The sequence below is a fragment of the Mesorhizobium intechi genome (genome assembly GCF_002879535.1).
In the GTDB taxonomy this organism is placed as follows: Bacteria; Pseudomonadota; Alphaproteobacteria; order Rhizobiales; family Rhizobiaceae; genus Mesorhizobium; species Mesorhizobium intechi.
Map to the genome: position 1 here is coordinate 1 of NZ_PNOT02000371.1, position 19,887 is coordinate 19,887.

Annotated in this window: 19 protein-coding genes; 7 read left to right on the plus strand and 12 right to left on the minus strand. The window is 63.2% G+C overall.

From position 1 onward, the window contains the following. From C1D09_RS31400 to C1D09_RS31425, 6 genes are all read left to right on the plus strand, one after another. Positions 1 to 1,072: Gfo/Idh/MocA family protein (locus C1D09_RS31400; RefSeq protein WP_143977828.1), on the plus strand; the 1,072-nt coding region annotated here is incomplete at its 5' end. Continuing rightward, positions 1,069 to 1,968: a myo-inosose-2 dehydratase gene (gene iolE, locus C1D09_RS31405; protein ID WP_143977829.1), complete on the plus strand. Its 900-nt coding sequence runs from the start codon at positions 1,069 to 1,071 to the stop codon at positions 1,966 to 1,968. The genes C1D09_RS31400 and iolE, both read left to right, overlap by 4 nt. Positions 1,969 to 2,083: 115 nt before the next feature. Then, positions 2,084 to 3,040 (plus strand): rhizopine catabolism ABC transporter substrate-binding protein, encoded by a 957-nt coding sequence (locus C1D09_RS31410; RefSeq protein ID WP_143977830.1) that lies wholly within the window; start codon positions 2,084 to 2,086, stop codon positions 3,038 to 3,040. A 57-nt stretch (positions 3,041 to 3,097) separates the two neighbouring features. After that, positions 3,098 to 4,195, plus strand: a complete 1,098-nt coding sequence (locus C1D09_RS31415; RefSeq protein WP_143977831.1) for an ABC transporter permease — start codon at positions 3,098 to 3,100, stop codon at positions 4,193 to 4,195. Continuing rightward, on the plus strand, positions 4,195 to 4,989 hold the full coding sequence (locus tag C1D09_RS31420) for an ATP-binding cassette domain-containing protein (protein ID WP_143977832.1): 795 nt from the start codon (positions 4,195 to 4,197) through the stop codon (positions 4,987 to 4,989). Before C1D09_RS31415 ends, C1D09_RS31420 begins: the two co-directional genes overlap by 1 nt. A 111-nt stretch (positions 4,990 to 5,100) precedes the next feature. Next, a complete protein-coding gene (locus C1D09_RS31425) occupies positions 5,101 to 5,331 on the plus strand; it encodes a hypothetical protein (protein WP_143977833.1) in 231 nt (76 codons plus the stop codon). Between the two features lie 155 nt (positions 5,332 to 5,486). Here C1D09_RS31425 and C1D09_RS31430 read toward each other — a convergent pair whose 3' ends face one another. Both C1D09_RS31430 and C1D09_RS31435 read right to left on the minus strand, forming a co-directional pair. Continuing rightward, a complete protein-coding gene (locus C1D09_RS31430) occupies positions 5,487 to 7,925 on the minus strand; it encodes a GcvT family protein (protein ID WP_143977834.1) in 2,439 nt (812 codons plus the stop codon). A gap of 128 nt (positions 7,926 to 8,053) precedes the next feature. Next, positions 8,054 to 8,347, minus strand: a complete 294-nt coding sequence (locus C1D09_RS31435) for an HlyU family transcriptional regulator (RefSeq protein WP_095792876.1) — start codon at positions 8,345 to 8,347, stop codon at positions 8,054 to 8,056. 348 nt (positions 8,348 to 8,695) lie between these two features. On the opposite strand from C1D09_RS31435, the gene C1D09_RS31440 reads away from it, so the two are divergent. Continuing rightward, positions 8,696 to 9,349 (plus strand): CmcI family methyltransferase, encoded by a 654-nt coding sequence (locus C1D09_RS31440; protein WP_246135948.1) that lies wholly within the window; start codon positions 8,696 to 8,698, stop codon positions 9,347 to 9,349. Positions 9,350 to 9,434: 85 nt separating this feature from the next. Here C1D09_RS31440 and C1D09_RS31445 read toward each other — a convergent pair whose 3' ends face one another. The 10 genes from C1D09_RS31445 to dnaG all read right to left on the minus strand — a co-directional run bounded on the left by C1D09_RS31445 (position 9,435) and on the right by dnaG (position 19,852). Continuing rightward, the gene (locus C1D09_RS31445) at positions 9,435 to 10,211 is read right to left on the minus strand and encodes a TylF/MycF/NovP-related O-methyltransferase (RefSeq protein ID WP_143977835.1); all 777 of its coding nucleotides are present in this window, start codon (positions 10,209 to 10,211) and stop codon (positions 9,435 to 9,437) included. Positions 10,212 to 10,406: 195 nt separating this feature from the next. Further along, positions 10,407 to 11,450 (minus strand): TetR/AcrR family transcriptional regulator, encoded by a 1,044-nt coding sequence (locus C1D09_RS33985; protein ID WP_246135949.1) that lies wholly within the window; start codon positions 11,448 to 11,450, stop codon positions 10,407 to 10,409. Between the two features lie 127 nt (positions 11,451 to 11,577). Continuing rightward, entirely contained in the window at positions 11,578 to 12,243 is a 666-nt protein-coding gene (locus C1D09_RS31460; protein WP_143977837.1) for a PadR family transcriptional regulator, read from the minus strand. 224 nt (positions 12,244 to 12,467) lie between these two features. After that, positions 12,468 to 13,082: a GyrI-like domain-containing protein gene (locus C1D09_RS31465; protein WP_143977838.1), complete on the minus strand. Its 615-nt coding sequence runs from the start codon at positions 13,080 to 13,082 to the stop codon at positions 12,468 to 12,470. Positions 13,083 to 13,183: 101 nt separating this feature from the next. Continuing rightward, on the minus strand, positions 13,184 to 13,597 hold the full coding sequence (locus C1D09_RS31470; protein WP_246135950.1) for a thiol-disulfide oxidoreductase DCC family protein: 414 nt from the start codon (positions 13,595 to 13,597) through the stop codon (positions 13,184 to 13,186). Next, positions 13,590 to 14,648 carry a DMT family transporter gene (locus tag C1D09_RS31475; protein ID WP_143977839.1) on the minus strand — a complete coding sequence of 353 codons (1,059 nt, stop codon included), beginning with the start codon at positions 14,646 to 14,648 and terminating at the stop codon, positions 13,590 to 13,592. Before C1D09_RS31475 ends, C1D09_RS31470 begins: the two co-directional genes overlap by 8 nt. Before the next feature lie 34 nt (positions 14,649 to 14,682). Next, positions 14,683 to 14,952 (minus strand): putative hemolysin, encoded by a 270-nt coding sequence (locus tag C1D09_RS31480; protein WP_143977840.1) that lies wholly within the window; start codon positions 14,950 to 14,952, stop codon positions 14,683 to 14,685. Positions 14,953 to 15,052: 100 nt separating this feature from the next. Beyond that, complete coding sequence (locus tag C1D09_RS31485) at positions 15,053 to 15,346, minus strand: GYD domain-containing protein (RefSeq protein WP_143977841.1); 294 nt, start codon at positions 15,344 to 15,346, stop codon at positions 15,053 to 15,055. 180 nt (positions 15,347 to 15,526) lie between these two features. Then, complete coding sequence (gene rpoD / locus C1D09_RS31490; RefSeq protein ID WP_143977842.1) at positions 15,527 to 17,551, minus strand: RNA polymerase sigma factor RpoD; 2,025 nt, start codon at positions 17,549 to 17,551, stop codon at positions 15,527 to 15,529. Between the two features lie 366 nt (positions 17,552 to 17,917). Further along, positions 17,918 to 19,852 (minus strand): DNA primase, encoded by a 1,935-nt coding sequence (gene dnaG, locus C1D09_RS31495; protein WP_143977843.1) that lies wholly within the window; start codon positions 19,850 to 19,852, stop codon positions 17,918 to 17,920. Positions 19,853 to 19,887 lie beyond the last annotated feature (35 nt).

Below are 19,887 nucleotides of genomic sequence, written 5' to 3' on the forward strand. Positions count from 1 at the left end.
GGTCGAGCACATTCCGAACCTGCTCAAGCTGCACCGGCAGTTCAAGATCCTTGGCGTCTACGATCCGTCGCGAAAAGTCCGCGCTTTCGTCGCCGAGGAATTCGGCCTCGAAACATTTTCCGATCTCGACACGCTGCTCGCCATGCCGCTTGACGCCGTGGTCATCGCTTCGCCGGATGCGCTGCACCGCGAACAGAGCCTCGCCGCCTTTGCCCGGGGCCTGCATGTCTTCTGTGAAAAGCCGCTTTGCTACGGCGCGCAGGACATCGATGAACTGATCGCTGCCAGGGATCGCGCCGGAAAGGTGCTCCAGGTCGGCTACATGAAGCGTTTCGACCCGAGCTACGAGGCGGCGCTGACCTTGCTGCCCGGCACGGCGCGGACGCTTCGCTACATTTCGGTCGAGGTCACCGATTCCGACGCCTGGCCCTTCATCCGGCACGCCTCGACTTGCCGGGGCGACGACGTGGCGGCGGAACTGATCGCCTCGACTGAAGCCAGGCAGCGCGAGCAGGTCGACCGCGCGGTGCCCGGGCTCGACGATCCCAACACCTTTCGCGGCTTCGTCGGCGCCTATTGTTCCTCGATCATCCATGACGTGAACGCCGTCCATGGTTTGCTCGACGTGCTCGGCGTCGCCGATGGCGACATCGTCGGCGCCTCGCTTTTCGCCAAAGGCGAAGCCGGCCAGGGCGCCGTGCGGTTGCTCGACGGCCAGGCCCTGTGGAACATGGTCCATGTCGCCACGTCGGGGCTGCCCGATTACCGCGAGCGCATCACGCTCTACTTCGATGATGCCTCGCTCGAGCTGGAATTCCCCTCGCCCTATCTCAACCACCAACCGACGCGGTTGACCGTCCGCACCGGCGACGGCCACACGCTTTCCAGCCGCGACATCCGCAGCGGCTATGAAGAGGCATTCGTCGAGGAGTTGAAGGGCTTCTGGTCGGCGATCGTCGATGGTTCAGCGGTGCGCAACACCGCCGAGCATGCGCGCCGAGACATGATGCTGCTGGCTGGGCTGACCCGACACCATCTTGCGCAATCGAAGCATTCAGGAGTTCGCCCGTGACGGTTCGCATCGGCATCAATCCGATCACCTGGACCAATGATGACGTCCCGGAACTCGGCGGCGATACGCCGCTTGAAGTCTGCCTCCGCGAAACCAGGCAGGCCGGCTATGCGGGCACCGAACTTGGCGGCAAGTTCCCGCGCCGGTCGGCCGAACTGAAGCCGATCATGGACCGCTATGGCCTCGCGGTGATTTCGGGCTGGTATGATGGCCGCTGCGACGAGAGGGATGTTGGCGCCGAGATGGATGCGATCACGCCGCACCTCCAGTTGTTGAAGGATATGGGCTCCACCCATGTCGTCTATGCCGACACCTCGCGCGGGCGCCACAACGCCATCTGGGGACCGATCTCGCAACGCCCGGTCCTGAGCCAGGAAGAATGGCCGGCCTATGGCCGCAAGCTGACGGCACTTGCCGAAAGGATGGCGGACTTCGGCGTGCGCATGGCCTTTCACCACCATATGGGGACCATCGTCGAGACTGATGCCGAGGTCGGCCTCTTGATGCGGCATACCGGCGAGGCGGTCGGCCTGCTTTACGACACCGGCCATTCGATCTTCTCGGGCGGCGACCCGCTCGCCTTGATCAAGTCGCAGGTCGATCGCGTCGTGCATGTGCACTGCAAGGACGCCCGCAAGACCGTGCTCGAGCGCGCCCGCGCCGAGGACATGAGTTTCATGGGCGCGGTCATGGACGGGATCTTCACCGTGCCCGGCGACGGCTTCATCGACTATCCCGCCATTCTGCGCGTGCTGGCCGACAATGGTTACAGCGGCTGGCTGGTCGTCGAGGCCGAGCAGGATCCCAACAAGGCCAATCCGCTGACCTATGCGACGATGGGCTTTAAGAACCTGTCGCGCATGGCGCGACAAGCCGGATTTACCGTCATGGAGTAATCGAGGCCACTATTCGGCCTCCAGGGAACCAGTGCTGAGGAAATGAAACTGCAATGAAGGGGCAACTGGACTGCCGGCCGTAATTGCGGCGGCGGAAAACAAACAGGAGGTTGTTATGTTTTCGCTTGCGAAATTAGTAAAGCCTGCGCTCGGCCTGCTGGCCGGCTTCACCATGATGGCGGCGGCCACGACCCTTGCGACCGCCGACGAAACGCGGGTGGTGTTCGTCACCCATGGCCAGAGCGGCGACCCCTACTGGTCGGTCGTCAAGAACGGCATGGACGATGCCGCCAAGACGCTCGGCGTCAAGGCCGAATATCTGGCGCCCGAAACCTTCGACATGGCCAAGATGGGGCAGATGATCGACGCCATCGCGGCCTCGAAGCCCGACGGCATGGTCGTTTCGATCCCTGATGCGGCTGCCCTTACAACTCCGGTCAAGAACGCCGTCGCCGCCGGTATTCCGGTGATCGTCATCGATTCCGGCGGCTCGAAACTCACCCATGACCTTGGCGGCCTGCTGTTCATGGGGCAGGATGAGTTCCAGGCGGGCGTCATGGCCGGCGAGCGCATCAAGGCGCTCGGCCTCACCAAGGCGGTCTGCGCCAACCACGAGGTCGGCAATTCGAGCCTCGACGACCGCTGCGCCGGCTTCGCCAAGGGTCTGGGCGTCGACGTGCCGGTGATGAACGGCGTCATTGACCCGACCGAAATGAAGAATCGCGTGATCGCCTACATGACCGCTCATGCCGATACACAGTTCATCCTCGCCGTCGGCGCCAGTGGCGCCGAACCGACTTTGGCCGCGCTCGATGAAATGGGCCTGTCGGGCAAGGTGAAGACCGGCACGTTCGACCTCTCGCCGACGATCCTGCAGGCCGTTGTCGGCGGCAAGATGGAATGGGGCATCGACGCCCAGCAATATGCCATGGGCTACATCCCGGTCGCGATGTTCGACCTCTGGAAGAAGTACAAGATCATGCCGATCGCCGACTATCCGACAGGCCCCGGCTTCGTCACCAAGGACACCGCCGCCTCGGTCATCGAGCTGTCGAAACTCGGCAAGCGCTAACACAGGCGGCCGGGGCCGTGCCTCGGCCGTTTTTACTTGGGTGAAGGGCAAACAGCCATGGTTTCAGAGATTCGCGACGAGCGGGTCCGATCCGTCTCACGCCTCAGCCGCCTGCTCAGCAGGCCGGAGCTCGGCGCGGCGGCCGGCACCGTGCTGGTCTTCGTGTTCTTCGCCATCACGGCGGGAAGCACGGGACTGTTCAGCGCCAAGGGCATCGTCAACTTCCTGGAAGTCTCGGCCCAGCTTGGCATTCTCGCCGCACCCGTGGCCCTCTTGATGATCGCCGGCGAGTTCGATCTGTCGGTCGGCTCGATGATCGGCTTTGCCGGCATCCTCATCGCCATCCCTGCCGTGTTCTGGGGCTGGCCGATCTGGCTTTCGCTGCTGTTCACCTTCGCCGTGTGCAGCGGCATCGGGGCGCTGAACGGGCTCGCCGTCGTCAGGACCGGCCTGCCTTCCTTCATCGTGACGCTCGGCAGCCTGTTCATGCTGCGTGGCCTCACGCTCGGCCTCACGCGCGGCATTTCAGGGCGGACGCAGGTGTCGGGCGTGCACGAGCTGGCGCAGAACGATCCGCTCAACAGCCTGTTCTCTGGCCAGGTGTTCTCCGGCCTCATCGCCTGGCTTGCCAATCTCGGCCTGATCGGCAAGCGGGCGGACGGAATGCCGTCGATATCAGGCATTCCGGTGTCGATCGTGTGGTGGATCGTGCTGACGCTGGCATGCACCTGGCTCTTGACGCGCAGCCGCTTCGGCAACTGGATTTTTGCAGCCGGCGGCGAAGCCAATGCCGCGCGCAATCTCGGCGTGCCGGTGGCGCGCACCAAGATCACGCTCTTCGTCATGACGGCACTCGCGGCCGCCCTGTTCGCGGCGATCCAGGTGCTGGTCACCGGCTCCGCCGATACGTTGCGCGGCACGCAGAAGGAATTCGAGGCCATCATCGCCGTCGTCATCGGCGGCACGCTGCTCACCGGCGGCTACGGGTCGGCCATCGGCGCCATGTTCGGCGCCCTGATCTTCGGCGTGGTGCAGATGGGCATCTTCTACACCGGCATCGACACCGACTGGTTCAAGCTGTTCATGGGCGCCATGATGGTCATCGCGGTGCTGTTCAACAGCTATGTGCGCAACCGCGCCATGAGGAGCCGGTGATGGCCGAGCCCTATGTCGAACTAAAATCGGTCAGCAAGTATTTCGGCTCGGTCGTCGCCCTGAAGGACGTGTCCTTCGACGTCTGTCCCGGCGAGGTGCACTGCCTGCTCGGCGACAATGGCGCCGGCAAGTCGACGCTGATCAAGACGCTGTCCGGCGTCTACACGCCCGACGAAGGCGAGATCCGCGTCCAGGGCAAGCCAACAAGGTTTTCCTCGCCCGCCGATACGCGCGACAGCGGCATCGCGACCGTATACCAGGACCTGGCGCTGGTGCCGCTGATGAGCGTGGCGCGCAACTTCTTCCTCGGCCGCGAGCCGATGCGCAAGTTCGGACCGATCAGCCAGTTCGACGCCGACTTCGCCAACCGCACCGCCTATGACGAGATGCAGGCGATGGGCATCCAGCTGCGCGATCCCGAACAGCCGGTCGGCACATTGTCGGGCGGCGAACGGCAATGCCTGGCCATTGCGCGTGCCGTCTATTTCGGCGCCAAGGTGCTGATCCTCGACGAGCCAACCTCGGCGCTGGGTGTCCACCAGGCATCCGTGGTGCTGAAGCTCATCGTGCAGTCCAAGGCTCGCGGCATCGGCGTCATCTTCATTTCCCACAACGTCCACCACGCCTATGTCGTCGGCGACCGCTTCACCCTGTTGAAGCGCGGCAGAAGCACCGGCACTTACGCCAAGGGCGAAATCACCCGCGACCAGCTGCTCAACCTGATGGCCGGCGGCAAGGAACTGGTGGATCTGGAACAGGAACTGGCGAAGTCGGCCAGGAATGGCCAGGCTTAGCGCCGCCCTGATCGGATCCCTGTGGCTGACCGGTCCGGCCGATACGCATCGGTATCGCGGAGCCGCGAATCTGTGCTAAGCCGCCGCCCAATCAACAAGAGGACGACAGCTGTGAGCGAACTGACCGTGGCCGAGGCGACCGAGAGTATCTATGCATCGCTTCGGGCGGACAATGCCGACATCGACGCACACATCGCGAACCTCAAGGCCGCGCTGGCACGCGAGGGGATGAAACAGGCGGTGTTCGATCCGGCCAAGTTGGCGCAAAGCAACCGCTCGGGCCGCAAGTTGATGCAGGCCTATTTTCGCCAGCGCGGCGTCAGCGTGAGTTTTTCGGACTAAGAGCCCCGAACGGAGCATTCGCCTCTCGTCCATCCCTGCGCAAGCGTGTTGTTGTGCAGTGCAGCAACGATGTCGCTGGAAGTGAACAATCCTATGCAAGAGACAACGGAAGCTGGAAGCGTGCCCCCGATAGCTTCGCTCACGTCTGCTGCGCGTTACATCCGCGCCCTGGCCGAAGAGGGATCATAGGGCGAATCCGTGATGATCTCAGCGGTCTTCCATTCCCCCAGAATGGCGACGTCGAGCTTGGTGCCGGGCCTGCAGAGACGCTCGGGCAACAGCGCCAGCGCCACATCGTGCCCGAGCGTGTAGGCATAGCCGCCCGACGTTATGCGGCCGACCAGTTCGCCGCCGATATAAAGGCCCTCGCTGGCAAGTGTGCTGGCGCCGTCGGTCTCTATTCTGAGCGTCACCGACCGGCACTGGTCGTTCCTCGCCTTGTATTTCAGGACCGCGTCGCGGCCGACGAAATCGCTCTTGTCGAGGCGGATGAAGCGTTCGAGCCCGCTCGCCAGCGCGTTGAGTTCGGGATTCATGTCGCGATACATGGCGCGATAGGATTTCTCCAGCCGCAGCGATTCCAGCGCATGCAGCCCGACGAGCCGCATGCCGTGCTTCTCGCCCTCGCTCAGGATCGCGTCGAGCAATTGCCGCTGGTAGGCCATGGGATGATAGAGTTCCCAGCCGAGCTCACCCTCGTAGTTGACGCGGAGCAGCCGCACGTCGCTGGCAAGCGCCACGCTGCCGGTCTTCACGCCGAACCAGGGAAAGCCCGCATTCGACAGGTCGATCTCGGTGAGTGGTTGCAGAACCTCTCGCGCCTTCGGCCCGACGACCGTGAAGCAGCCGCGCTCGTCGGTGACGTTCTTCAGGCTGACGCCGCCGTCGGTGGGAAGCAGCCTTGAGAGATCGTCGAAATTCCAGCGTTCGGCACGCGGCGTCGAAATCAGGTAGAAACTGTCGTCGCCAAGGCGCGCCACCATATATTCGGCCTGTACGCCGCCGGCAGCGGTCAGGTGATGCGCCAGCACCGCCCGGCCGGTTGCCGGCAGGCGGTTGGCGAGGATGGTGTCGAGCCAGGCTGCCGCGTTCGGCCCCGAAATCTCGAACTTGGTCATCGGCGTCATCTCGACCAGGCCGACGGCGTTGCGCACCGCCTGTACCTCCTCGCCAACGAAGACGCCCTTTTCGGTCCAGCGCCAGCTGTACTGGTCCTTGGCCGCGACGCCGTTGGGCGCAAACCAGTTGGGCATTTCCCAACCGTTGAGCACGCCCCAGACCGCACCCAGCTCGGTCAGCCGCGCGTAGGATGGAGCAGTCTTCTGCGGGCGGGCGGCGGGCATGTCCTGCCCCGGATATTTTTGCTCGGCATGCGTGCCCCAGGCCTCGCGGACCTTCTCGCGCGTCCAGGCCTTGTTGGCATAGTCGCCGAAGCGGCGTGGGTCGAGATCGGAAGTGTCGAGGCTGTTGCCGCCCTCGACGATCCTCTCGGACAGATAGTAGCCGATCGTGCCGCCCCACAATATGCCGCCCGGCACGCCCTCGGCCAGCCACACATTGGGCAGGCCCCAGGCCGGCCCCATCAGCGGAAGCTCGTCCGCCGTCATTTGGAAAGGGCCGCGGACATTGGCCTTGATCCCGGCACGTCCCAGCGCCGGCACGAGTTGCGTTGCCTGCTCCCAGTTCCAAGCTACCGCGTCGAAATCCTCTTCGACGAGATCGGCGCCGAACCAGGCGGGAACGCCGTCCTCGGCGAACAGCTTGAGGTGTTCGGTGCGCTCGTAGGGCCCGAACATGAACCCGTCGCCCTCCTCGCGCAGATAGCCCTCGAAGTCCTCGTCGCGCAGGATCGGCATTTCGGCACGTCCCTGCTTTTTGCGCTCGACGATCTCCGGCACGGGCTCGGTGATCCAGTACTGGTGCAGGATCGGGATGGCGGGGATGTCGAGGCCGAGCAGCGCGCCGGTCTGGCGCGCGTAGTTGCCGGTCGCGCAGACCACATGTTCGCAAATGAGGTCGCCCTTGTTCGTCTGGACCCGCCATTCGCCGCCGGTCGTCCGCTGAAAGCCGGTGACCTCCGTGTTCAGATGGATCCTGGCGCCCAGATCCCGCGCGCCCTTGGCCATGGCATGGGTCACGTCGGCCGGTGCGATATGGCCGTCATCGGGATGATAGAGCGCGCCGAGCATATGCTTGTTGTCGAGAAGCGGGCAGAGCGCTCTCGCCTCCGCCGGCGACAGCAAGTGCGCCCGCATGCCCTGAACGTCGGCCACGCTCATATAGCTCTTGTATTCGTCGAGCCGGTCCCTCGAATTGGCGATCCGCAACTGGCCGCATTTGTGCCAGCCGACAGGCTGCCCGGTCTCGGCCTCGAGCCCTTCATAGATCTCGATGGTCTTGTTGATCATCCGGCCGATATTGATGTTGCGGGCATAGGACGGGACGAGACCGGCCGCATGCCAGGTCGAGCCGGCGGTCAGTTGCGTGCGTTCGAGCAGCGCGACGTCGATCCAGCCGCGCTTGGCCAGGCCGTAGAGGATGCCCGCGCCGACGCACCCGCCACCAACAATCACCACCCGCGCATGTGTCTGCATCGACCCGCCAAATCCCAGTCATTCCCCGTCTGTAGCGTTGAAGCTACAGATGGCGAATGACCCTGTAACGTCTTCAAAAATGAGGGGTGGTGATAAGCTGGATTTATGCAGGCGCCACGTGGCCAAGTCTAGCCGAAAATCCGCTCGCCCTGTTCATCGACCAGCTGGATGCCTTTCTTGATCGAGATGTCGACGGCGTCGTCAAGGCCGGCGAAGCGGTCGGCGCGAATGAACTTGTGCTCCTTCACCACGCCGTCGATCTCCTTGGAGACGATGCCGCAGGTCTGGTACTGGCCATCGTTCTTGTAGGGCGTGGCGCTGATCAGGAAACCCTTGTGCTCGACCTGCTTGGCCGGTGCGGCACTCTTGGGCTCGGCCGCTTCACCGCCGCCACCGCCGAAAAGACGTTTCAAAAAAGACATGGCTCAAATCTCCTTGTTCGCCCTGCGATCACGGCCCTGTTCGCGATTCACGAAGCTGTTGCCCAGCATGCGCGAATGTGCCGCCGCGTTCCAGCCCCCTCCCGCTGTTCCGCCCCTGTCCTGGCGACCGGTTCTGTGTTGCCGGCGGATGGGATTCCGTCGCGACCGGCAACATACCGCTGCCTGCCATGAATGTCCTTGAATATGGATGGCGATATTTCGTACCAGTAAGCCGCTCATGGCCAACGAGGTTCTTCGACAGTATCTTCTGAACCGCCAGTGGAAGAGTGTCCCGCCCACGCTGTGTCACGGATGATCGGGTTTGACGTCGGCTTGAAGGACAACCGTATGATTGAACGTCTTGCCACTGGAAGTGCATTGCTTGGTGCACCGCTTGCCAGGATTCAAGACGGCACGATGCGCTACACCTACAAGGGCGTGCCCACCTACAAAAATCCATTCGATCTGGCGCTGTACCAAATGCTGCTTTGGCAGCAGAAGCCACGGACATTGATCGAAATAGGCTCCAAATGGGGCGGCAGCGCGCTCTGGTTCGCCGATATACTGCGCAGCTTCGGCGTCGACTGCGTCATTCACTCGATCGACATCATGCCGCCCTCGATCAGCGTGCCGGGCGTGACGTTTCATCGTGGCGATGGCCGCAACCTGGCGGCAGCCTTACCGGCGGATCTGGTCGAGACCCTCCCCAGACCGATGTTCGTCATCGAGGACGCGGACCATCATTGCGAGACGACGCTTGCCGTGCTGCGCTTCTTCGATCGTTGGCTGGTTGCCGGAGAGTATATTGTCGTCGAGGATGGTATTGTCGACGATCTCTATGACCCAGCGTATGTCGCCGGACTGATGGGCGGCCCGCGCCGTGCGGTCGAGCTGTTCTTGAGCGATCGTGGACAGGATTATGAAATCGATACGGCCCTTTGCGACCACTTCGGCACCAATGTGACGTGGAACGTCAACGGCTATCTCCGTCGCGTTCGCTAGAACAATTCCAGGAAAAGTGTGAAGCGGTTTTCCCGGGGAAAGCGCGTAGCGCTTGCCCTTGGAATTGCGCAAAAGGAAGATACCCTCATTCCTTGCGCCACCAGGATCCGGTCCAGTCCACCTCCTGCATCGGTGCCGTGATGCCGTGTTGATCGCGAAAATCGATCACCGCGCGCTGGCATGGATCGAGGGCGCGATCATCGATGATGACAACACCGCCCTGGGACAACTTGGGGTAAAGGGAATTCAGCGCCACAATAGTCGACTCGTACAGATCGCCGTCGAGCCGCAGCAGAGCGAACGGCCCGGCCGACAGCGACGGCAGCGTGTCGCCGAACATCCCTTCCACGAACACCACCTGCTCGTCGAGCAGCCCGTAGCGTGAGAAATTGTCCTTGACCGTCTCCAGCGGGACGGCCAGCTCCTTGAACACGTGCAGGTCCCATCCGGTATCCCGGGGATAGAGCTGTTCGTTTGGCGCCGGCAGGCCGGCGAACGAGTCCGCGACATAGACCTTGCGGTCATGGATCTGGTTCGCGGCAAGAACGCCGCGCATCAGGATGCAGCAGCCACCGCGCCAGACGCCCGTTTCGATGAAGTCGCCGACGATGCCGTCGTCCAGCACCTGCTGTGACAGATCGCGCAAGCTCTCGAGACGCGCCTGGCCGACCATCGTGTGAGCCTGCGTTGGCCAATCCTTGCCGATCGCGCGGGTTTTCGGGTTGAACGGCTCGACCACCATCGGCCGAACCCCCGGGTTGATCGCGGGATCCTGGTAAATGGTGTTGAGCAATATCCTGACCAGGAGATCGAGATACAATTCCCGCGCTGCGGGGGTTGAATAGTTGACTGTCGTCATCATCCGGCTCTTCGTTGCCCCGATCGGCCACGTTCGCGAATCCGCGCGACGCGTCAACCCTCAATGTCGAGCCAGTTGCTCAGCAGCGTTTGGAATGCAGCCGATCCGCGACGAGCCCACAATGGTGAGCAGACGAAGACCGTCTATTTCAACGCCGGTAGCGCTTGCCGAATGCCCGCAAGCCTTCAACGTTTCGATTCACGACGCTGTTGTCCCGGCATGCGCGAATGTGCCGCCGCGTTCCAGCCCCCGGATGAAGACGGCGACCAGCAGCTCGATCTGCTGGTCGATCTCGTCGGCCTGCCGACGAACGGACCTGCCGGCGTAGCCGCTGGTGACGATGCCATGCACGCTTGACCACAGCGTGCGCGCGGCGATCCGGCGGGTGTCGTCGTCAAGGTCGAAATCGCCGCCGGCGAGCACGCCGGCAATGATCTCGAACAGCTGGTCGAGCCGCGCCTCATAGGCATCCGGCTCGGTCAGGGCCGGACGTCGCCTGTTGAACGCAAGCAGCGCCGGCCAGCTGCCCGGATGCGCCTCGACGAAGCCCACATAGGCGCCTGCCAGCGCCAGCAGGCGCTGGCGCACATCTGTGATGCCGCGCTGGGAAAGATCGGCCATCGCCGCGGCCCCTGCCGCGCCCAGCCGGTCGAGCAGCCGCATGTTGACGGCACGGTGCACGCCGTCGAGATCGGAAAACAGATTGTAGACCGAGCCGACCGATATGCCCGCTTGCTCGGCGATGGTCCTGGCCTTCAGATTGTCCATGCCACCCTCGTTGAGCAGCACCTCGGCAATCGCCAGCACCCGCTCGCCTATTTCTTCCCTGTCCAGCGCCATGCTTGTCCTTGTGGATGCCCGTGCCTTCGCCCGGGCCGTTCGAACCACGATCGTCCCGCCGTTTACCACATCCGGGATTCCGTGAACAGCGTTCAAAACCATGCTTGGCCTGTTCAGAACTTTGCCCGACGGCGCCAGTGCAAGGGCTGAGGATGGCTTGAAGGATCGCTTCGCCATCGACCGTCGGGCGCAGCCGATCCTCGACGCCGAGACGGGCTTGCGGCCGCCAAGCAGACGCTTGCCAGGCTGATCGTACGCCAGCGAGCCGAGCAGGCCTTTCTTGACCAGCTTGAACGACGTCACGCCGGTCTCGAAAGCCGCACGCTCAGCGAAGCCCGCGGGCAGCCTGGCGAACCTGGTCAAGGCCCGCAACGAAAAGCTCATCAGGGAGTATGTCGGCAAGGAACGATCCGCATCTGCGCCGACGCAAAAAGCCCGGGGCGCTGCACTGACCCCCGAAAGTTGGACACAACCTTCGGGGGTCAGTTCACGCCCCGGGCTTTTTTTCATGTATTTTGTTGCCCCTCGATCAGCGGTGCGTCAGCGCTTCCAGCGCTTCCGCCGCGGCTTCGAGAATGGCGATCGCCTCGGCCTGCTTTTCGGCCGGGGCATCGACGATGTCGCCCAGCGCCGCGCGCAGGCGGTGGCGGATGGCGCGGAATTCGTCGCGCGTTTCCGAACGCCCGCCCCGGCCACCGCGGCGGTCCTCGCCATCATCGTTCCAGCCAAACCATTCCCGCGCCTTGGCCATCTTGCGGCCGAAGCGCTCGAGGTGATCGAGCACGCCGTCAATCATCTCGCGATTGTCGGCAAGATGCGCCTGCCCGGCCTCGGTGATGGAAAACACCTTCTTGTTGCCTTCGCTCGACGAGACGGCATAGCCGGCCTCTTCCAGGAAGGTCAGCGTCGGGTAGACCACGCCCGGGCTCGGGCTGTAGATGCCGCTGGTGCGCTCTTCCAGCGCCTTGATGATGTCGTAGCCATGGCGCGGCGCCTCGGCCAGCAGCGACAGCGTGATCAGCTTGAGGTCGCCGTCGGCCAGCATGCGGCCGGCGCGGAACATGTCGCCCGGGCCACCGCGTCCGCCGCCGCGACCGCCATGGCCGAACGGGCCAAAGCCGCCGCCCCCTCTACCACCGAATTTGCCGGCCATGTGCATGAACATGCGCTCGCCGAAATGACTGTGTTTGTGCATGATTGCTCCGTGAGTTCTATCTTACGATATATCTTAATTACGTGTCGACCCGCTTGGAGTCAAGATATATCTTACGATGTATCGGAATGTGGAGCCAGAGCTTGATTTCGCCGGACACGCGGCTAGTTTAGAAGGCGCTTCGCGGGTCGACGACCACTGCGCAAGCGTCTGACATCAGGCTCGAAGGTACCTTCAAGCCGCTTCGACCTGCGGTGTCGTCAGGTCTATCGTTTCTTGACCGGCTGGCGGATCACCGTTTTCAGTTTTTCTGGTGCCGCCTTGCGAGGGTCACCCAGGTAGATCTCGTGGTGCTTCCCACTTTCGACGAGACCGTTGGCGGGCAGGAATTCCTCATGCAGGCGCAGGATCGTGGGCCCTTCCGCGCTATAGGGTCCGATATGCATGATCTGCACCGCCAGCCCTTCGTGAAAGGACTGCAATCTGAGACTTTCGGGCCGCTGGCCGAGCTTCGCGCGCGCCTTTTCGAGCGCCGCCTCGAACATTTCGGCTGGGATCCAGTCCGGCTGCATGATCATCATGGTCCACGACCAGAGATCCTTATCGCCCGTCAGGAAGCTCGACATGTCCTCGGCCCACCAGAGGCCTTCCAAAGGAGCCACGCCATAATCTTTGCCGAACTCCTTCTTCGACATGAACTTCAGGGGATAGCTCACCGAGAAGAGCCATTCGATCGCATGCCGGTATTCTTCGGAGGTATTCGGGTCACCCTTGCCGTCGATCATCGCAAACTGCAGCTTGGGAACATCGACCAGGGAAAACACACCAGCGGGAGGCTGCCAGAACGCCTTCATGATCTTTTTGAAGTCGATCTTCTCCATCCCAGACCCTCATCAAAAGTGATGGTTCCATAGTCGGTGGTATCGAGCGGGGCAGCATTGATTGAAGTCAATGCTACGAGAGGCGACATGCAAGACAAGGGCTACCAGCGGCCCTTGCGCCGGTTCCAGGCGTAGAGCAGGTCGGCGAAGCGGTCATAGGCAAAGCGTGTCAGCGGCAAGGCCATCGGACTGCCGAAAAGCGCGGCCAGCCAGCCCTCGCCAGGTGTCGCCCGCCATATGGCAATCGCGACATCGGCGCCGACCAGCAGCCTGCCGGTCGTGTCGGTGGCGTGCAGCCTGCGGCGGATGTCCTCCAGCGATGCGCCGAAACGGCCAAGTGCCGCCGGTTCCAGATTGATGTCGCGAAACTCGATCCGCCCCGCCTTGACCGCTTCGACCAGCCGCCGCTTTTGCCAGCTGACGCCCGCATCGCAGACAGGGCATCGCGTGTTGTACCAAACGGTCAGTTCAGGCTTGGATGTTTGCTTGAGCATGATGTTGGCATGCTCAGCCATGGCTATGCCGATGGTGCAGGTCCGGATAATGCGGATGCCGGTGGCGCATCGGCGCATGCCGGTGCCAATGCGAATGCGGCTCGCTCACTGGCCCGTCATGATCGTGCTGGTGGTGCTCGTCATGCACATGGCTGTGCTCGTGTTCCAGCGCCTCATGATCGTGCTCGTGCTCATGGCGTTCCGATAGATGCAGCCACAGGCCGACGGCCATCAGAAGTCCCGCGACCAGCAGTTTGAGAGTGACGGCATCGCCCAGCATGACGATGGCCAGCAGCGCGCCGATGAACGGAGCGAGCGAATAATAGGCGCCAGTGCGCGCCGTCCCGAGATGGCGCAGCGCCAGGATGAACATCGCCAGGCTGACGCCGATGCCGAGGAAGCCGACCGCGGCGGTGGCCGCGACGATCGACATCGTGGGAAACGGGGCCCCGGCGGCAAGCGCCAATGCGACATTGGCCGCACCCGCCACCAGGCCTTTCAGCATGGCGATCACCACGGGGTCGGTGGCTGAAATCCTGCGCGTGAAATTGTTGTCCAGCCCCCAGGCCACGCAAGCCCCCGCCACCAGCAGGGCGCCCTGGTTGAAAGCAACGCCGCCGCCGTCCCATGACAACAGCACCGCGCCCGCCAGAATGGCGAAGGCGCCAAAAAGCAGACGCCGGTCGACATTCTCGCGATAGACGAGCCAGGCGATCGCCATGGTCGCCAGCCCTTCCAGGTTGAGCATCAGCGCTGAACTGGATGCCGTGTTGAGGCTGAGGCCGAACATCAACAGCACCGGCCCCAGGATGCCACCCATGCCGATTGCCAGCGCCAGCCACGGGATATCCCGTGCGGCCAGTTGCGCTTCGCCAGCCGCCGCCTGCTTGCCTCGAAGCAAGCGATAGAGAGCGAGTCCGAGACCGGCGCCGAGATAGAGCAGGCCGGCCAGCATGAAGGGGTTCACGGCATCGAGCAGCAGCTTGGAAAGCGGCGGTGTCGCCCCGAACAATGCGGCCGAGCCAAGGGCGAGCGGCACGCCGGGCCAAAGATGCGAACGTGTTTCGGACATCATCTCACCCCTATGATAGCGCGTAGCGCGCAGGTCATTTGCCGCGCTTGGCCGCCTTTGGCCTGACGCATTTGTTGTCGCGAAACAGTGCCCACTCTTCGCACAGGCGCCCATTGGGCAGCCGGCAAAACCCGTATTCGTTGCCGGCCTTGTCCTTCCTGTTCACCAGGCGCCCGCCGATCTCGCCGCAATGGACGGATGCCGGATTGGCCATGCCGAGCGGTTTTTGCGCGGCGGCGCCGGCGGCGAACGACACCGACAGTATCAAATAGAGAGTGGCATTCAGTGTCGAGACTTTCTTCATCGCGATCCCCGGCGGCAGTCTATCACGCCAAAGCGTCCTGTCCTGCGGCGAAGCGCCGTCAGGCCGGGTGCCTTGTCGTCGCTTTCGAACCCGCCGCTTGCTATCCAAGCGACGAGATGATCTCGCGGTAGGCGAATTCGGGGAAGGCTTTCAGCGTCCGCGTCCGGATGTTGCCGGCCGCCGCCAGCATCAGCGAGAAACGCGCCAGGACCGCATCGTCGGGCGCTTCGACCACCGCCACCATGTCGTATTCACCCATCGTCAGGTAGAACGCCTTGAACGTGCCGCCCATGTCGCCCAGCTGCCTCCTGGCGGCATCGAGCCGCTTCGGTGAATCGCGCACATTCTTGGCACCCTGCTCCGTCCAGTTCATCAGCACGATGTAGCTTGTCATGGCACACCTCCCTCCGGGGCCACGGAGCACGGCGTCTTCGCCGGGGCGGGCATCCGGGTTGTCGCCCAGAAAATGCATCCGACCTGGAAATTATCCTCCCGATGGGTGCAACCCGCAAGAGCGCGTGCCGCAAACGAAAAAGGGCGCCGTGGGCGCCCTTTTTCTTGCTGTCGGTGTGCCTCAGCTGTCGAGGAAGCTGCGCAGCTTGCGCGACCTGCTCGGGTGCTTGAGCTTGCGCAGCGCCTTGGCTTCGATCTGGCGGATACGCTCGCGGGTGACCGAGAACTGCTGGCCGACTTCTTCCAGCGTGTGGTCGGTGTTCATGCCGATGCCGAAGCGCATGCGCAGAACGCGCTCCTCGCGCGGCGTCAGCGAGGCCAGAACGCGCGTCGTGGTCTCGCGCAGATTGGCCTGGATCGCGGCGTCGATCGGCAGGATTGCCATCTTGTCCTCGATGAAATCGCCCAGGTGCGAATCCTCCTCGTCGCCGACCGGCGTCTCGAGCGAGATCGGCTCCTTGGCGATCTTCAGCACCTTGCGCACTTTTTCGAGCGGCATGGCGAGCTTTTCGGCCAGTTCCTCCGGCGTCGGTTCGCGGCCGATCTCGTGCAACATCTGGCGCGAGGTGCGCACGATCTTGTTGATCGTCTCGATCATGTGCACCGGAATGCGGATGGTGCGCGCTTGGTCGGCGATCGAACGCGTGATCGCCTGCCGGATCCACCATGTCGCGTAGGTCGAGAACTTGTAGCCGCGGCGGTATTCGAACTTATCGACCGCCTTCATCAGGCCGATATTGCCTTCCTGGATCAGGTCGAGGAACTGCAGGCCGCGATTGGTGTATTTCTTGGCGATCGAGATGACGAGGCGCAGATTGGCCTCGACCATTTCCTTCTTGGCGATCGCCGCTTCGCGCTCGCCCTTCTGCACCTGGTTGACGATCTTGCGGAATTCCAGGATCGAGATCGCCGTTTCAGTGGCCAGGTGCTGGATCTCGGCGCGCAGGTCCTTGATCGCATCCTTCTCGTTCTTGGTGAATTCCTTCCAGCCGCGCGAGGTCAGATTGCCGATCGCGCGCGTCCAGTTGGGGTCGAGTTCGGAACCCTGATATTCCTTCAGGAACTCCTCGCGGCGCACGCCATAGCTTTCGGCGAGGCGCAACAGCTTGCCCTCATTCTGCACCAGGCGTTTGTTGATGTCGTAGAGCTGCTCGACCAGCGCCTCGATGCGCGCCGTGTTGAGCGACAGCGACTTCACCGCCTTGATCAGCTGGTCCTTCAGCTCCTTCAGCCGGCGGTCCTGGCTGGGCGACAGCGTGCCGGCCGCGGCCAGACGGTTCTCGACCTGCTGGTCCTGCAGCTTGCGCAGCTTCTTGTAGGTGTCGGCGATGACGTCGAGCGTCTCCATCACCTGCGGACGCAGTTCGGCTTCCATCGCCGCCAGCGACAGGCTTGCCTCGTCCTCGTCTTCCTCGTCATCGTCCCCGATGCCACGCGTATCGGCGCCGACATTGGTGATGTCGTCTTCATCGTCGCGCCCGCGGCGCGGCTTTTCGTCGGCCTTCGGCGCCTCCTCGATGCGCTCGACCACCGGCGCCTGCTTGGCCTCGGGGCCGGCATAGGTCGCTTCCAGATCAATGATCTCGCGCAGCAGGATCTTGGATTCGTTGAGCTCGTCGCGCCAGATGATGATGGCCTGGAAGGTCAGCGGACTTTCGCACAGGCCCGCGATCATCGTCTCGCGGCCGGCTTCGATACGCTTGGCAATGGCGATTTCGCCCTCGCGCGACAGCAGCTCGACCGACCCCATCTCGCGCAGATACATACGCACCGGATCGTCGGTGCGGTCGGTCGGCTCTTTCTTGGTGGTGGTGGCGGCGACCGCCGTGCCAGTCTGTTCGGCCAGCTCGTTGGCGTCTTCCTCGGCGTCGGCGGCGGTGTCGCCGGCCTCGGCCTCTTCGCCCTGTTCGTCATCCTCGACGACGTTGATGCCCATGTCGGACAGCATCGCCATCGTGTCCTCGATCTGCTCGGAGGTCACTTCCTCGGAAGGCAGCACCGAATTCAGCTCGTCCATCGTGACATAGCCGCGCTTCTTGGCGGCCTTGATCATCTTCTTGACAGCATCATCGGAAAGGTCGAGCAGAGGGCCATCGGTGGCGCCTTCGCGTTCGGTCTCGACCTCTTCCTTTTCCTTAGTCGCCATAATTTTTATCTTCTCCTAGCGGCCGGGCATGGGGGCCACGTAAGCTGTCGGACCAGTCAAATCGGATAGGCTCGTTTTGAAACGCGCTTCACCGGGCCACTAACTTCATTGATCGTTAAGTCCAGATTAACCCTGATATCTGTGGCAGGCTGCCTGCCTGTCCAGTGACCAGTACCTCACATCGCTCATCTCCCGTCGGCGCGGGTGCGGGTTAACGTTTCGAATCGTCCTGATTCCGCCATTCTGCCTGAAGGTCAAGCGCCTCTGGCATGATTCGCATGAAAAAAGCGAATCAATTACCCGACTTAGCGCGCCTTGCTCCGCTGGGAAGCCCGGCCACGCTCGCATTCCTGTACTCAACTGCACTTAGGCTCGCCCGGCCCTGCCCGACGAAACGCCGAATCCTTCGATCAGCGCTTCCGTCGCCTGCACATCCTGAAATTGCGCCTGAATTTCGATCAGATGGCGGAAGTTTTCGTCCGAGGGATCCGCTTCGAGCGCCGCTTCCGCCTGTTTCAGCTCCTTATGTAAGGTGCGCGCGCTGCGCTGCAAGTGCAGCGCCTGGTTCAGAGCGTCACGGGCGTCGTCGAGGGCTGCCGTCTCCAGCGCCGGCCATTGCCGCGCCCGCCGGATCAGGCCGACGGCGCGCTCCCAGATATCGGCGCAGCCGGCACGCTCGATCGTCGCCACCACGGCATGGCGGTCATTGGCCATGTCATGCGCCATTGCGTCGAGGATGGCGGCGTGCAGCCGCTGCAGCTCGGAATTGGCGAGGTCGAGAAATTCGACATGCGCGAAATTCTCGTCGATCAGCGCCGGATGGTTGACCAGGGCCACGATGATCGTCGCCTCGCGCACCGACATCCCTTCGCTGCCGCGCTTGACCAGCGCCGACTGGCCGAGGCTTTCGGTGATCGCCATGCGACCGCCACCAGGCTTGGCGAATTGGCCACCAGGCGCGGCTGCCTTGCCCTGCCCCGGTTTCCAGTCCTGGCGTCCTTGCCGCGCATCGCGTTGCGAGCCGAAGAAGCTCTTTTCCCGCTCGCGCATTTCCTGCTGGTAGTGATAGCGCGTGCTTTCGTCGCGGATGCGGCTGGTCAACTCCCGCAGCGTCTTTCCCAGTTCCGCCCGCCGCTCCGGCGTGTCGAAGACACCGCCAGCTGTCTCGCGCATCCACAACAGGTCGACCAGCGGCCGCGCATCGGCAAGCACCGCGCGGAACGCGTCCGGCCCTTCGGCCTTGACGAGGTCGTCGGGATCCTTGCCCTCCGGCAGCAGCGCAAAACGCGCCGAGCGCCCAGCCTGCACCGACGGCAGCGCAAGATCGGCTGCACGCCATGCCGCCTTCAACCCGGCCTTGTCGCCGTCGAAGCACAGCATCGGTTCGGGCGCCATGCGCCACAGCAATTCAAGCTGGTTTTCGGTAAGCGCTGTGCCCAGCGGCGCCACGGCATTCTCGAAGCCGGCCTGCGCCAGCGCGATGACATCCATATAGCCTTCGACGGCGATCACCGTGCCGCCCTTGGCCAGCGCCTTGCGCGCACGGGCGAAATTGTAGAGCACGTTGCCCTTGTGGAAGAGCTCGGTGTCGGGCGAGTTCATGTATTTGGCCGGCGCATCGGGCGCCAGCGCCCGGCCGCCAAAGGCGATGATCTTGCCGCGCGAATCCGGAATCGGGAACATGACGCGGTCGCGGAACCAGTCATAGGAGACTGGAATGTCGTCGCCATGACGCACCAGCCCGCAGGCTTCGATATCGGCCTTCGGCACGCCCTTTGCCGCGAGATGCTCCTTCAGCGCATTGCGGCTGTCCGGCGCGTAGCCCAGTCGGAACGACTGCTGCGTGGCCGGCGTCAGCCCGCGGTCCCTGAGATAGGCTCGGGCCTTTGCCCCCTCGGGCCCCTGCAGCCGCTCCTGGAAGAAGGCGGTCGCCATCTCCATGACGTCGGTCAGGCTGGCGCGTTCCTTCTCGCGCCGCTCTTCCTGGGCGTCGCGCACCGGCATCGGCACGCCGGCCATGTCGGCGATCTTTTCGACCGCTTCGGGGAAACTCATTCCGTCGAGTTCGGTCAGGAATTTGAAATGATCGCCAGAGACCGAGCAGCCGAAACAATGATAGCGGCCCTTCTTGTCCTCGCAGTGGAACGACGGGCTCTTCTCGCCATGGAATGGGCAGCAGGCCCAAAAATCGCCACGCGACGCGTTGGTCTTCCTGCGATCCCACGCGACGCGCTGGCCGACAACGGATGAAATCGGCACGCGGTCGCGGATCTCGTCGAGAAAGGCGGGCGGAAAGCGCATTGAGGGAACTCGTTTCCCCACCATATAATCATGCC

What these genes read in the sequence shown, in the direction of transcription:
- C1D09_RS31410 (WP_143977830.1), top strand. Translation starts at nt 2,084, where the DNA reads ATGTTTTCGCTTGCGAAATTAGTAAAGCCTGCGCTCGGCCTGCTGGCC.
- C1D09_RS31415 (WP_143977831.1), top strand. Translation starts at nt 3,098, where the DNA reads ATGGTTTCAGAGATTCGCGACGAGCGGGTCCGATCCGTCTCACGCCTC.
- C1D09_RS31420 (WP_143977832.1), top strand. Translation starts at nt 4,195, where the DNA reads ATGGCCGAGCCCTATGTCGAACTAAAATCGGTCAGCAAGTATTTCGGC.
- C1D09_RS31430 (WP_143977834.1), bottom strand. Translation starts at nt 7,925, where the DNA reads ATGCAGACACATGCGCGGGTGGTGATTGTTGGTGGCGGGTGCGTCGGC.
- C1D09_RS31435 (WP_095792876.1), bottom strand. Translation starts at nt 8,347, where the DNA reads ATGTCTTTTTTGAAACGTCTTTTCGGCGGTGGCGGCGGTGAAGCGGCC.
- C1D09_RS31440 (WP_246135948.1), top strand. Translation starts at nt 8,696, where the DNA reads ATGATTGAACGTCTTGCCACTGGAAGTGCATTGCTTGGTGCACCGCTT.
- C1D09_RS31445 (WP_143977835.1), bottom strand. Translation starts at nt 10,211, where the DNA reads ATGATGACGACAGTCAACTATTCAACCCCCGCAGCGCGGGAATTGTAT.
- C1D09_RS31460 (WP_143977837.1), bottom strand. Translation starts at nt 12,243, where the DNA reads ATGCACAAACACAGTCATTTCGGCGAGCGCATGTTCATGCACATGGCC.
- C1D09_RS31465 (WP_143977838.1), bottom strand. Translation starts at nt 13,082, where the DNA reads ATGGAGAAGATCGACTTCAAAAAGATCATGAAGGCGTTCTGGCAGCCT.
- C1D09_RS31470 (WP_246135950.1), bottom strand. Translation starts at nt 13,597, where the DNA reads ATGGCTGAGCATGCCAACATCATGCTCAAGCAAACATCCAAGCCTGAA.
- C1D09_RS31475 (WP_143977839.1), bottom strand. Translation starts at nt 14,648, where the DNA reads ATGTCCGAAACACGTTCGCATCTTTGGCCCGGCGTGCCGCTCGCCCTT.
- C1D09_RS31480 (WP_143977840.1), bottom strand. Translation starts at nt 14,952, where the DNA reads ATGAAGAAAGTCTCGACACTGAATGCCACTCTCTATTTGATACTGTCG.
- C1D09_RS31485 (WP_143977841.1), bottom strand. Translation starts at nt 15,346, where the DNA reads ATGACAAGCTACATCGTGCTGATGAACTGGACGGAGCAGGGTGCCAAG.
- rpoD (WP_143977842.1), bottom strand. Translation starts at nt 17,551, where the DNA reads ATGGCGACTAAGGAAAAGGAAGAGGTCGAGACCGAACGCGAAGGCGCC.
- dnaG (WP_143977843.1), bottom strand. Translation starts at nt 19,852, where the DNA reads ATGCGCTTTCCGCCCGCCTTTCTCGACGAGATCCGCGACCGCGTGCCG.